Here is a 13,303-nt window from a genome sequence, read left to right on the forward strand (position 1 = left end):
CCGACTGTTTCAGCGATGTGCCGAATTCGTCATCAACCCGACCTAAAGCGATCAAGCCGTGAGCCTTGGACTGGACCAGTCTGACCGGTCTATCCAAGGAGATGACCATGATTCGACTGACCCTGATCGAAGCCCGTGAATTGGCCGAATCGATCCTGTTGCACAACGGTTTTAACCTGGCCCATGCGCAAGCGGTGGCGGCGACGGTGATCGCCGGTGAGCGCGACGGCTGTGCCTCCCACGGTTTGTACCGGATTCTGGGCTGCGTGAATTCCCTGCGGGCCGGCAAGGTGTCGGCCGACGCCGAGCCACGGGTGATCGACCAGGCACCGTCGATTGTGCGGGTGGATGCCGGGGGTGGTTTTTCGCAGTTGGCGTTCCAGGCAGGTTTGCCGCTACTGGCGGAGAAAACCCAGGCCAACGGGATTGCGGCGTTGGCGATCAATCGCTGCGTGCATTTCTCGGCGCTGTGGGTGGAGATCGAGCAGTTGACCGCTGCCGGGCTGGTGGCGCTGGCGTGTAATCCGAGTCATGCCTGGGTAGCGCCAGCCGGGGGACGGGTGCCGGTGTTCGGCACCAATCCCATTGCCTTTGGCTGGCCACGCGTGGGGCAGGATCCGTTTGTGTTCGACTTCGCCACCAGTGCAATTGCCCGTGGCGATATCGAGTTGCATCGGCGTGCCGGCAAGGCGATTCCCGAGGGCTGGGGCGTGGACGCCGAGGGGCGGCCGAGCACCGATGCCAACGTGGTGCTCGACGGCGGCGCGATGCTGACGTTCGGTGGGCACAAGGGCTCGGCGCTGGCGGCGATGGTGGAGTTGATTGCCGGGCCTTTGATCGGTGACCTGACCAGTGCCGAGTCGCTGGCTTACGACGCGGGCAGCAAGTCATCGCCGTACCATGGCGAGTTGATCATCGCGCTGGATCCGCGACGTTTTCTGGGAGCGGCCACTGAAGAGCACTTGGCCCGGGCCGAGGTGTTGTTTCAGGGGATTGAAGGGCAGGGGGCGCGCTTGCCGTCGCAACGGCGTTATGCGGCGCGGGCGCACAGTTTGGTGGAGGGCGTGCAGATTCCCGAGGCGCTGTACAACGATCTGAAAGCGCTGCTGGCCTGATAACCCGCATGCCCTCAGGCAATGCTGTTCACTTAAGCAATTTCAGCCGCGACGCATTCCTTGTAGCAGCTGCCGAAGGCTGCGTTCGGCTGCGAAGCAGTCGTAAAATCAGCCATTGCGGTGTATCAGGTACACCATGGCTACCGGACTCACGACTGCTGCGCAGCCGAACGCAGCCTCGCAGGCTCGACAGCTGCTACAGATCGCATTACGGCTTGAGTGAACAGCATTGCGCTCCTACAGGAGGTCGTGTTGTCAGACCGGTTCGCGGTGGCTGGCGCCATCGACCAGGCGGGCAATGCCCAGCGGGTTGGCGTTTTTCAGGGCGTCGGGCAGCAAGGCATCCGGGCAGTTCTGGTAGCACACCGGGCGCAGGAAACGTTCGATGGCCAGGCTGCCGACCGACGTGCCACGGGCGTCGGAGGTCGCCGGGTAAGGACCGCCATGCACCATCGCATCGCACACTTCAACGCCGGTGGGGTAGCCATTGAACAGCACCCGGCCGGCCTTTTGTTCCAGCAGCACCAGCAGATCGGCGTGTTCGTGCAGGTCCTGCGTTTCGCCGATCAGGGTGGTGGTGAGTTGCCCGTGCAGGCTGTGCAGTGCCTGTTGCAGCTGCGCCTTGTCGGCCAATTCGACGACGAGGGTGGTCGGGCCGAACACTTCTTCCTGCAACAGCGGATCACCCTTGAGCAACAGGCTGACGTCGGCCTTGAACAGTTGCGGCCGGGCTTGATTGCCGTGCTGGTCCTGGCCTGCCAGATGGCTTATCCCTGGATGGTCGACTAACGCCTGCACACCTTTTTCGTAGCTGGCGAGGGTGCCGGCGTTGAGCATGGTTTGCGCCGGTTGTTCGGCCATCAAGGCGCTAAGCCGAGCGGTGAACGCGCTGAACTGCGGTGAGCGGATACCGATCACCAACCCCGGATTGGTACAGAACTGACCGCATCCCTGAACCACCGACGCCACCAGTTCACCGGCAATTTTTTCGCCCCGTGCGCGCAGGGCTTCAGGCAATACCAGCACCGGGTTGATGCTGCTCATTTCGGCGAATACGGGAATCGGTTGTGGCCGTGCGGCGGCCATGTCACAGAGGGCGCGACCGCCTTTGAGCGAGCCGGTGAAACCGACGGCCTGGATCGCCGGGTGCTTGACCAGTGCTTCACCGACGCCCGCGCCGTAGATCATGTTGAACACGCCTTTGGGCATGTCGGTTTGCTCGGCGGCGCGGATGATTGCATCGGCCACGCGTTCAGCGGTCGCCATGTGTCCGCTGTGGGCCTTGAACACTACCGGGCAACCGGCGGCCAGAGCCGCCGCGGTATCACCGCCAGCGGTGGAAAAGGCTAGCGGGAAATTGCTGGCGCCGAACACGGCCACCGGCCCGACGCCGATCCGGTATTGGCGCAGGTCGACCCGTGGCAATGGTTGACGTTCGGGCAACGCGCGGTCGATGCGCGCCCCATAGAAATCGCCCCGGCGCAGCACCTGAGCGAACAGGCGCATCTGGCCGCTGGTACGGCTGCGTTCGCCCTGGATGCGTGCGGTCGGCAGGGCGGTTTCGCGGGTGACCAGGGCGACGAATTCGTCATCCAGGGCATCCAGTTGCGCGGCGATGGCCTCGAGAAATTCTGCACGGCGTGTCGCCGACAAGTTACGAAAGGCAGGGTAAGCGGCAGCGGCGGCTTGGGCTGCGGCGTGCACTTCCTCGGCGGTGGCTTGCATGAACGAATAGGGCAGTACTGCGCCGGTGCTGGCGTCATGGCTCTGCATCGCGATGTTGCCAGCGGCGCTGCGGGCACCACCGATGTAGTTGTGGCCGATGATCTCGGGCATGGAAAACTCCTGTCGAAAAAGGGCAGTTTTGATTGAGGAAAAGGCGCGTCGAACACAAAACCCGTGGCGAGGGGGCTTGCCCCCGTTGGGTCGCGAAGCGGCCCTGAAAGGGATTTGCGACCGCTGCGCGGTCGAACGGGGCGATGCGGCGTTCCGACAAGCCCCCTCGCCACAAATGTTTGCCGGACTAAAGATCCGGTTCAGGCCAGCGAATCACCCCGGCGCGCAGCGGCCGGCACGGCGTTATCCAGCGCAGCAATACGCGCAGCGGATTCGGCATCCACCTGATGCAACGACTTGCCGCGGGTTTCCCGGGTCAGGCCGACAGCCACGATGGAGATCAACGCGGCGCCCACCAGGTACCAGGCGATCGGTGTCGAGCTGTGGTACTTGTTGAGCAGGGTGATGGCGATCAGCGGCGCGAGGGATCCGGCGAAGATCGGCGCCACCTGGTAGCACAGCGAAAGGGCGGTGTAGCGCACGTGGGTCGGGAACATTTCGGCCATCAGCGCCGAGTAGGGCGCATAGGTCATCGACTCGATGGCCAGGCCCAGGGTGATGGCGCCGATGATCAGCCAATTGTTGCCGGTGTCCATCATCGGGAAGCCGATGAAGCCCCAGAACGCAGTGAGCACCGCGCCGATCAGGTACACCGGTTTGCGGCCCACGATATCCGACAGATAGCCCATCAACGGGATCAGGAAAAAGTGCAGCAAGTGCGCGCCGAACATCAGCAACAGAATCTCTGAGGTGTCCTTGTGCACCACCAGTTTCAGGTAGGTGATCGAAAAGGTGACCACGGTGTAATAGAGGATGTTCTCGGCAAACCGCGCGCCGATCCCCACCAGCACCGAGCGCCAGTGATGACGCAACACTTCCACCACGCCCAGTTGTTGCTGCTTGGTCTGCGCTTGCCGGGCCTGGGCCTCCTTGAAAATCGGTGCGTCATCGACGCTGGTGCGAATCCAGTAGCCGATCAGCACCACCACCGCCGAGAACCAGAACGCCACGCGCCAGCCCCAGGCGAGGAATTGTTGCTCTGACAGGTTCGACGACAACAGCAGCAAGGCGACGGTCGCCACCAGGTTGCCGGCCGGCACCCCGGCTTGCGGCCAACTGGCCCAGAACCCCCGACGATTGTCCGGGCAGTGCTCGGACACCAGCAGAATCGCGCCACCCCATTCGCCACCAAAGGCAAAGCCCTGGATCAGCCGCAGCAGCACCAATAACACCGGCGCGGCATAACCGATGCTGTCGAAGCCGGGCAGGCAACCCATCAGGAACGTGGTGATGCCAACCACCACCAGGCTCAGTTGCAGCAGGCGCTTACGGCCGAATTTGTCGCCGTAATGACCGAACACCAGACCGCCCAACGGACGGGCGAGGAAGCCGACGGCGTACAGGGCGAAGGCGGCGATGATGCCGTCGATCGGGCTGTCGGTCTGGCGGAAGAACAATTGGCCGAAGACCAATGCCGAAGCGGTGCCATACAGAAAGAATTCATACCACTCGGCGACAGTGCCGGCCATGGCGGCGGCCACCACGCGTTTGAGTCCCGAGGGTGTGGTTGCGCTGGACGTGCTGTGAGGATTGGACATGCTGGCGTTTCCTGTAGAGGCGCGAAAACAGGTAGCCGGGCCGGGGCCGCAAGGGCCGGCCCGGCAATCACTCAGAGGCCGACGTCCGGCAGCTCCGGACGATTGGCCATGGCCTTGGCCATGATCTGCTCGACGAACTCCCGATCAGCTTGCGGCAGTGCCAGGCGTGGGGGACGGGTCAGCGCGCTGCCGCGACCGGCGATGGCTTCGCAGAGTTTGATGCACTGCACCAGGTCGGCACGGGCATCGAGGTGCAGGATCGGCATCAGCCATTCGTAGATCGGCATGGCTTCGGCGAAGCGACCGGCCTTGGCCAGGCGGAAGATGGTCTCGCCTTCTTTCGGGAATACGTTCGACATGCCCGAGACCCAGCCTTCGGCACCCACCGCGATGCTTTCCAGCACCACGTCATCGAGACCTGCGAACAGCACGAAACGGTCGCCGACTTCATTGCGCACGTCGATGAAACGGCGGGTATCGCCAGAGGAATCCTTGAAGCACACCACGTTGTCGCAGTCGGCCAGGGAAATCAGGATGTCCGGGGTGACGTCGTTTTTGTAGATCGGCGGGTTGTTGTAAACCATCAGCGGTACGTCGGCGTTCTTCGCCACGTAGCGGTAATGCTCGGCGGTCTCGAACGGCTTGGAGCCATAGACCAGCGCCGGCATCAGCATCACGCCGTCGACACCGACCCTGCGCACCGCGTTGGCCACCTTGGCCGCTTGCACGCTGGTGAATTCAGCCACACCGCAAATCACCGGCACGCGGCCGCAAGAGGCGTCGACCGCGACTTCGGTCACGGCGATTTTTTCTTCGGCGGTCAATGAGGTGTTTTCCCCCACCGAACCACACACCACCAGGCCCGATACGCCGTCACGGATCACGTTGGAAATCACCTGGTGGGTTTTTTCCAGGTTGATGGAGAAGTCATCGTTGAATTGAGTGGTCACCGCGGGGAAGACGCCACTCCAGTTAATGCGCTCGCTCATTGTTGCCTCCGGTTCGTTTATTGTATTTCGTATACGATATTTTAAATGCCGATACTCGGCCAGTGGTTTTTTCAATCAATCAGGGTTTTTTATAGCCGTTGGTCTGGGGGAGTTTCAGGCACCTGGCCAGGTGTCTGACAGGCGATAGCCCTGTGGCCAGGGATCGCTGGGGTCGAGCAGCAATTGGTGGGTGCCGGTGATCCAGGCCCGGCCGGAAATGCATGGGTAGATGGCCGGGCGGCCGGCCACTTCGGTCAGGGAATCGATGCGGCAATGGAATTCGGAACCGAGGATCGAACGGCCGATAAAGCGCTCGCCCACCTGCATCAATCCTTTAGCCTGCAGCACCGCCATGCGCGCCGAACAGCCAGTGCCGGTGGGCGAGCGGTCGATCTTGCCGGGTTGAATCACCACGGCGTTGGCCCCGGTGGCGATGCCATTTTCAACCACGATGGGCGCGGCAATCTGGCAGAAGGAAATATGCGACCACTCGGGGTTCAGCGGATGGACGAAGCCCAGTTGTTCATTGGCCGCGCGGGTGATTTTCAACCCGACCTCGACCAGCTCGGCCGCCTCGTCAGGGCGGATGGAAAAGCCCAGGCGTTTGGCGTCGGCGATGACAAAACTGTCGCCACCGTACGCGGTGTCGACCTGTAACGAGCCGAGGCCTTCGACTTCGATCCAGGCGTCGAGGCGGTCAGCGAAGGAGGGCACGTTCTTGATTTCCACCCGTTCGACCTTGCCGTCACGGCAGTCGGCCACGGCCTCGATCAGCCCGCCGGGGGCTTCGAGCACCAGCCGGGTTTGCGGTTCGGTCATTGGCAAGATGCCGCTGTCGAGCAACACCGTGGCCACGCACAGCGAATTGGAGCCGGACATCGGCGGCGTGTCCGCCGGTTCCATGATGATCCACGCCATTTGCGCCCGAGGGTCCTTGGCCGGCACCAGCAGGTTGACGTGGCGGAACACGCCACCACGGGGTTCGTTGAGGACGAAATTGCGCAGGGTTTCATCCTTGGCGATCCAGCGTGACTGCTCCCACACGGTGGCGCCGGGCGGTGGGGCGACACCGCCGACGATCACGTCGCCGACTTCGCCTTCGGCGTGGCAGCTGACCACATGAATGACTTTCGATGAACGCATGGCTGACTCCTTTTATCGCCGGTCGTTATTTCACTGATTTGAGAAACGCCGCCGTTTCCGCATGCACCGGATTACCGATCACCTGATCCGGCGAGCCGATCTCATGCACCAGGCCATTGCGAAAGAACGCCACGCGGTCGGACACATCGCGGGCAAAGCGGATTTCGTGGGTCACCAGCACCATGGTCATGCCGTCTTCGGCGAGCATGCGCATGGTGTCCAGCACCTCGCCCACCAGTTGCGGGTCGAGGGCCGAGGTGGCTTCGTCGAACAGCATGTAGTCCGGCGACATGGCCAGGGCGCGGGCGATGGCCATGCGTTGTTGCTGGCCTCCAGACAACTTGCCGGGGAAGGTCTTGAGCTTGTCGCCAAGGCCCACGTGGGTCAGTTGCTGCACTGCCAGTGCCTCGGCTTCGGCCTTGCTTTTGCCCAAGACCTTGCGCGGCGCCAGCATCACGTTTTCCAGCACGGTCAGGTGCGGGAAGGCATTCCATTGCTGGAACACGATGCCGATTTTCTGCCGCAGGCGGTTGAGGTCGGTGGCGCTGTGATGGACCTCGACGCCATCGACCCGGATGTTGCCTTTCTGGATCGGCTCCAAGCCGTTGATGCACATCAGCAGGGTCGATTTGCCGGAGCCCGAGCCGCCGATGATCGACACCACTTCGCCCTTGTCCACCGTCAGGCTGACACCCTTGACCACGGCCAGATCGCCGAAGGATTTATGTACGTTGTCGATCTCAATCATTTTCTTGCCACCTTCTTTCCAGACGAGCGCCCAGGCGTGCAACCACCAGGCTCATGACGTAATAGATAAGGCCCGCGACGCACAGCACCAGCAGCGGTTCCTGAATGCGGGTGACGATGGTTTGCGAGGCGCGCAGCAGTTCGACGATGCCGATCCACATCACCAGCGCGGTGTCTTTCATCACCCCGAGCACCAGGTTCAGCCAGCCGGGGAAGGCCACGCGGGTGGCCATCGGCAGGACGATCCAGCGCAGGTCCTGCAAAAAGCTCAGGCCCAGCGAACGACTGGCCCGCCGCAAGGTGAACGGCACCGACAGCACGCCGCTGCGCACGATCTCGGTGAAGTACGCGGCGGTGTAGACCCCCAGCACAATGCAGCCGACGCTGAAGGCGCTGAGGTTCAAGCCGACGATGCTTTTGAGTGAGTTGAACAGCACGAACTGGATCAGCAGCGGCACGCTGCGGAACACGTCCAGCACCCAGGCCAGGGGCAGGCTGGCGCGGGGCAACAGCGCCCGCAGCAGGCCAAACAACAGCCCGGCGAAGGAGCCGAGGATGATCGACCAGAACGTCAGTTGCAGGGTGACCCAGGCGCCATCGAGCAGGAACAGCAAGTCATTCCAGGAAAAACTGGTGGAAAACATGGTCAAGCCCTCAGTAACGGAACAACCGCCAGGCCATCAGCCGGGCTGACGCGACGATCGCCTTGGCAATCAGGTAATACAGCGCGGCGGCGATGGCGAAGTATTCGAAGGTGCGGAACGTTTTGACGTTGTAGTCCTGGGTCACCCCGGTCAGGTCATTGTTCAACCCGACGATCACCCCCAGCGACGTCATCAGCACCGCCCAGACCATCTGATTGGTCAGCGGATAGAAAACGATCCGCAGCAGCTGCGGGACGATGATCATGCGGTAGGCCTGGAAGGCACTCATGCCCAGCGAACGCGCGGCGCGCACTTGGGTGTCGGGTACGGCCTTGAGGCCGCCGCGAAAGTTCTCCGCCAGATACCCGGCATTGTTGAAGGTGATCCCGGCCAGCAGGGCGAACCATGAGCTGACGTGCAAGCCCAGCGAGCCGAGGCCGAAGTAGAGGACGTAGATCTGGAACAGCGACGGGGTGTTGCGCGCGATCGATACCCAGCCGTTGCCGATACCGCGCAGCAGCGGGGTTTTGCTTTCGCGCATCACCGTCAGGGCCAGGGCGATCAGCACTCCGAAGATCATCGACAACGCGGCGGTCTCGAAAGTGACCCAGGCGCCGGCGAGCATGTCCGGCAGGGCGCGCAGGGTGGCGCGCCATTGGAAGGTGTAATCAAACATGCGCGAGCGTCTCCTGAGGGGTGGCAATGTTCAGCCAGGCCGGCAGACGACCGCTGGCCGTGGCACTGCAAGCGGTATCGACGCATTCGGCCAGGCTGGCGAAGTGCACCTTGCGGCCCACCAGGCCGGGTGCGTAATGGGCGTATTTGCCGGAGTTGGTCATCAAGGTTGTTGCACCCGGCGGGATCACCGGTTCGCCGAGCATGCACCAGCAGGTATCGGTGACCAGGGTCGCGCCGAAGGCTTCGATCACGGCGATATGCCCGGCTTCGCGAGCCTGCTCCAGCACGGCGCGGCCGCAAGTAATGGCGAGGACCACGTCGGGGTGTTTGTGCCGACCGAGGCACAGTTGCGCCAGGTGAGCGAACTCGCTGAGGGAGAAATGCGGGTTACCCAACGAGACCACATCCACCCGGCTGTCGCGGGCACTGTTGAGTTCGCGCCAACTGACCAATAGATCCTTCAGGCGGATTGTTTTCACGGGTAGGGCTACATCTCCCTCCAGCACCTGCACCGGGTCGATGGCCTCCGGGGTGATCCCGGCGATATGGAACAAGGGAGCGGCGGAGGTGGTGGCAAACGCCGCGCCGAACGCCTTGAGGTCGTCCAGGCTCGGCTTGCGGTTTTCCAACCCGCGCACCAGTGGAATCCGGCTGCCCGCCAGCGCGCCGATGTGGTAACCGAGCAGCGGGTAGAAGGCATCGTCCAGTTCACCCAGAGCGGGCACTTCGACCTGCAATCGGGCCTTGCGTTGGGCGTCCAGGTGGCAGCCGATCAACGGGGCTCGGCCGGTCAGGGCGATGCAGATGTCCAGGTAGTCCGGGTACTTCAGGGTGCGTGCCCCCAGCACGCTGTTGGCGTAGACCACCGCGTTGGATTCGGCCCAGACGATCTGCTCGCCCGCCTTCGGCGCACTGTCGAGCAGGTAGGGCGCGCAGGTGAAACTGAGTTGCGCACCCATCGCCATATAGGCATCGCCCAAGGCACTGGCCGGTTCGCCGAGCGCCGGGTCGATGCCCAATTCGCGCCAGCGACGCTGGTCCACGGAAATCGAATTGAGGGTGGTGGGCACCCGCACGTTGGCGCCCCATTGCACCAGTTGTTCGGCAAAGCGCAGGCTCGCAGGTCCGGTGTAGATGCAGCCGTCGATGTGTGCCTGGGTGACATCCACCAGGCGGCGGGCACCTTGCAGTTCGGCCATGCGCAGGACGATCTGCATAGCCACTTGCGCAGCCTTGCCATGTTGGCCGTCGAGCAGCGCCCGGTCGTGTTCGGTGAGTTCGAGCGGGGCGCTTGGGTCTTGCGTTTGCAATGGGCTGTCGAGTGCCTGCCAGGCATCGCTCGGCAGGTGTTCGAACACGGTTACCGAGGCGCCGTCGACCCGAGCGAAGGTCTTGCCGCGCAACGCGGCGAAGGCCTCCCGGCCGATGCACAGCACCGGCAGGGAACGCTCGAAAATGGTCTGCGCCACGAGCACGCCCAAGGTCAGGATCTCATCGGGTTCGGCCAGCACCAATGCAGCCGGTGCGTGACCGTTGCTGATCAGTTCCATCAACACGCTACTGCCGGTGCACGAGCCGCGACCGCTGGGGATGGCCAGCACGCGGCCGGCCAGGTATTCGCCGCTGAGCGGATGGTGACGGTCAATGATCTCGCCGCTAAACGGATCGACCCCGCCCCAGAAACTCAACCCGATATCGGCGAACAGCAGGGCGCCCTCGGCGGCGCCCGCGACCAGGCTGCGACCGGTCAGAGAAGTGGGCCTAGGCATGCCGGACACCTCAGTAGTAGACCTGGGGCACGGTCAGGTTGGTCGGCGGGATTTCAGTGCCGACCCATTTGACGAACAGCTCTTTGTAACGACCGGTGCGCACCTGTTGGTTGACGAACAGGTTGAGGTAGTTGAGCAGGCCATACTCGTTACGCTTGGCGCCGAGGGAGACGTAGTCGATCACGTACGGCGCGTTACCGGCGACCTTCAGGTTTTTGTATTTGCCCGACTTGAGGGTGGCGGCGGCCACGGTATTGGTGACCACGGTGGCATCGATGTGGCCTTGGGCAACCGCCAGCAGGGTGTCGTTCTGCGACTGATAGGCGCGGAAGGTGCCGGTGCCCCAGTTCTTCACGTCTTTCTCCAGGGCGATGGCCTCATAGGTGCCGCTGGTGTTGCCCACGGGTTTGCCCTTGAGGTCATCGAAGCTGTTGATGCCGGTGTCGTCGCGGGTCAGCACCACCATCTGGAAGGCGAAGTAGGGCACGGTGAGGCCGACGGTCTTGGCCCGTTCGAGGGTGTCGGAGGTGGAGGCGACAATCACATCGGCCCGCCCGGAGACCAGCGCCGGAATGCGGTCCGGGAAAGGTGTCTCGACCACTTCGGCCTCGACCCCGAGGATTTTCGCCAGGTCACGGCAGTAGTCCACGTCGAAACCGGCTGGGTTGTTACCGGCATCGCGGAAACCCATGGGTGGGAAGTCCAGGGTCACGGCGCAGCGCAGCTTGCCCGAACCGATGATGTCGTCGAGCTTGTCGGCCTGGGCGGTGGCAATGAAGGAGGTACTGAGAACAGCGCTGAGGGCTACGGCAAATGCGGGGTTTTTCATAGAGGCCTCGTTGATGTGAAGTGCTGTTGGATATCGTATTGGGGATTTCGTATACGATATTAAATATAGCAATCAACGTGCCCGTTTCCAGGCTGAGGCGTGAATTTGTTGGCAGGCCTTGGAGTAGAGGTGTTGCGGTGCGTCAGGGGGATGTTGTGAGGGGCGAGGTCCGCGATGGTGGGTGTTACAGATGGGAGCAATGGTTGTGTGGGGCGCCCCTTAAAGGAACATCGGCACCCTGCGATCAACCCGTGCTCTGACACACCTCATGTGGCGAGGGGGCTTGCCCCCGTTGGGTTGCGCAGCGACCCCAAAACCTGCAACCGCGGTGTATCAGAGAAATCGCATACACCGGATTGACGACTGCTTTGCAGCCGAACGGGGGCAAGCCCCCTCGCCACAAGAAGCCCCTTTGCCACAGATCCTTCGTTAGCCTTGTGGATCGAGGTTATCCAGCACGCGGTTCACCGCCAGCTCCCCGAGCATGACCACCGATTGAATCCCCAACATCACGTTGCGATGGGGCATGTCCATCAACCCGGCGAACTCACTGAGCATCATGCTGGCTGACGCCAGGGATTCGCAGGCGTTGACCAGCAGGGTTTCGTTATCGACCTTGGGGCCGACGTGGTAAATGGTGCTGGGTTTGCGCTGGGTGTCTTTGGGGATGGGTGGTTTGAGGTAGTGGTCGAGGGCGCGGTCGGCGGCTTCGTGGAGTTTTTTGGAATCGAGGGATTCGTAGGGGGAAACGTCGTCGGGTGCCGGTGGATTGGGTGTTGGTTTGAACATAGATGGAACTCCAGATATTAAAAAGTGGAGCCATCACCCTCGCTACCAAACGAAGAGGTGGTGGCCATACGCAGGTTGGTAGACCGGTTATCTGGCAACCCGGCGCGCCCAAGGGCGCCCTACGCATAGCCACCATAAAAACAGAAGACAAAAATAGTCTCTGCATTAGGTCGCGCTATGCGCCAGAAAACCGGGCTACCAAACCCGATCGCTGTTTTTCAGCGACAGGGAAACGATATAGCCCGGGCCACAGGCGCACTAGCCGGCGGATTCTGGCGTAGTCGTAGGCAGAGGCGCAAGGATGTGTAGCCTGGGTGAGTGTCTGGAGATGTCTATTAAACATCGCCTGTTTATTGGTCTTGTGATCGTTCCCACGCAGAGCGTGGGAACGATCCCTAAACGATCCTTAGCGCTGAGTATCGCGATACTGACTCGGTGACAGACCGGTCAACGCACGAAACTGTCGGCTGAACGCACTGTGGTCGGTGTAACCGCAGCGCAGGGCGATCTCGGTGATCGGCAGGTCGCTGTGCAACAACAACCGCGAACCTTCTTCCAGGCGCGCCTTGTTGATCATCTGCCGTGGCGTGAGCTGGAACACCCGCTTGCAGTGACGCTCCAGTTGCGCCACGGAGTAACCGGCGATGGCGGTCAGTTCGGCGAGGCTGATGGGGCGGGCGAAGTGGCTGCGGATGTGCGCGTCCACGGCGGCGAGTTTCTGGAACGCGGGGTGATTGGACTGTGGCGATTGCAGGTCGCGGGAGATCCCGGCCAGGCCCACGATGTGGCCCTGTTCATCCTTCAAGGCGAGTTTGTGGGTCAGGCACCAGATCGGCTGGTTGCCGTAATACAGGTGCAGCTCCAGTTGGTCGGCCATCTCGCGACCGCTGGACAGCACCCGCCGATCCTGTTCGGTGTACAGCGGGCCGAAACGTTCCGGGAAGACCATCTCGGCGGTGAGCCCCAGCAGATCCTCGCGATGTTTGAAGCCGCAACGCCGGGCCAGGGTCTGGTTGACGAAGGCGTAGCGGGCTTCGCGGTCCTTGATGAAAAACACCACGTCCGCCAGGGTGTCGAGCAGCGGCGCAATCGGCTGCAGGCTGTTCAACAGCGTGGGCAGGTCGCAGGGTTTGAAGGTGCTGAGCGAGGGGTACATGGCGCTGGGG

General features: G+C 62.4%; 12 protein-coding genes. 1 reads left to right on the plus strand and 11 read right to left on the minus strand.

Annotated features, from left to right (window positions below; genetic code table 11):
* The first annotated feature begins 107 nt into the window (after positions 1-107).
* Complete coding sequence (locus PSH69_RS09820; RefSeq protein ID WP_305411813.1) at positions 108-1,115, plus strand: Ldh family oxidoreductase; 1,008 nt, start codon at positions 108-110, stop codon at positions 1,113-1,115.
* Between the two features lie 255 nt (positions 1,116-1,370).
* On the opposite strand, the gene PSH69_RS09825 is transcribed toward PSH69_RS09820, so the two are convergent.
* From PSH69_RS09825 to PSH69_RS09875, 11 genes are all read right to left on the minus strand, one after another.
* The gene (locus PSH69_RS09825; RefSeq protein WP_305411815.1) at positions 1,371-2,951 is read right to left on the minus strand and encodes an aldehyde dehydrogenase (NADP(+)); all 1,581 of its coding nucleotides are present in this window, start codon (positions 2,949-2,951) and stop codon (positions 1,371-1,373) included.
* A 200-nt stretch (positions 2,952-3,151) separates the two neighbouring features.
* Positions 3,152-4,549, minus strand: a complete 1,398-nt coding sequence (gene abaF, locus PSH69_RS09830; protein WP_192351448.1) for a fosfomycin efflux MFS transporter AbaF — start codon at positions 4,547-4,549, stop codon at positions 3,152-3,154.
* 71 nt (positions 4,550-4,620) lie between these two features.
* A complete protein-coding gene (locus PSH69_RS09835) occupies positions 4,621-5,538 on the minus strand; it encodes a dihydrodipicolinate synthase family protein (RefSeq protein ID WP_305411817.1) in 918 nt (305 codons plus the stop codon).
* Between the two features lie 114 nt (positions 5,539-5,652).
* Positions 5,653-6,681 carry a proline racemase family protein gene (locus tag PSH69_RS09840; RefSeq protein ID WP_305411819.1) on the minus strand — a complete coding sequence of 343 codons (1,029 nt, stop codon included), beginning with the start codon at positions 6,679-6,681 and terminating at the stop codon, positions 5,653-5,655.
* A 25-nt stretch (positions 6,682-6,706) separates the two neighbouring features.
* A complete protein-coding gene (locus PSH69_RS09845; RefSeq protein WP_253426038.1) occupies positions 6,707-7,429 on the minus strand; it encodes an amino acid ABC transporter ATP-binding protein in 723 nt (240 codons plus the stop codon).
* Positions 7,422-8,072 (minus strand): amino acid ABC transporter permease, encoded by a 651-nt coding sequence (locus PSH69_RS09850; RefSeq protein WP_018928303.1) that lies wholly within the window; start codon positions 8,070-8,072, stop codon positions 7,422-7,424. Before PSH69_RS09850 ends, PSH69_RS09845 begins: the two co-directional genes overlap by 8 nt.
* A 10-nt stretch (positions 8,073-8,082) precedes the next feature.
* The gene (locus PSH69_RS09855; protein WP_018928302.1) at positions 8,083-8,748 is read right to left on the minus strand and encodes an amino acid ABC transporter permease; all 666 of its coding nucleotides are present in this window, start codon (positions 8,746-8,748) and stop codon (positions 8,083-8,085) included.
* On the minus strand, positions 8,741-10,519 hold the full coding sequence (locus PSH69_RS09860; protein WP_305411821.1) for an aconitase family protein: 1,779 nt from the start codon (positions 10,517-10,519) through the stop codon (positions 8,741-8,743). The genes PSH69_RS09855 and PSH69_RS09860 overlap by 8 nt, the downstream gene beginning before the upstream one ends.
* Before the next feature lie 10 nt (positions 10,520-10,529).
* Positions 10,530-11,348 carry a transporter substrate-binding domain-containing protein gene (locus tag PSH69_RS09865; RefSeq protein ID WP_019581953.1) on the minus strand — a complete coding sequence of 273 codons (819 nt, stop codon included), beginning with the start codon at positions 11,346-11,348 and terminating at the stop codon, positions 10,530-10,532.
* A 429-nt stretch (positions 11,349-11,777) separates the two neighbouring features.
* Complete coding sequence (locus PSH69_RS09870; RefSeq protein ID WP_305411822.1) at positions 11,778-12,137, minus strand: DUF6124 family protein; 360 nt, start codon at positions 12,135-12,137, stop codon at positions 11,778-11,780.
* Between the two features lie 406 nt (positions 12,138-12,543).
* Positions 12,544-13,293 (minus strand): AraC family transcriptional regulator, encoded by a 750-nt coding sequence (locus tag PSH69_RS09875; protein WP_138867116.1) that lies wholly within the window; start codon positions 13,291-13,293, stop codon positions 12,544-12,546.
* Between the last annotated feature and the right edge of the window lie 10 nt (positions 13,294-13,303).

Origin of the sequence: Pseudomonas sp. FP1740 (genome assembly GCF_030687165.1) — a bacterium.
In the GTDB taxonomy this organism is placed as follows: domain Bacteria; phylum Pseudomonadota; class Gammaproteobacteria; order Pseudomonadales; family Pseudomonadaceae; genus Aquipseudomonas.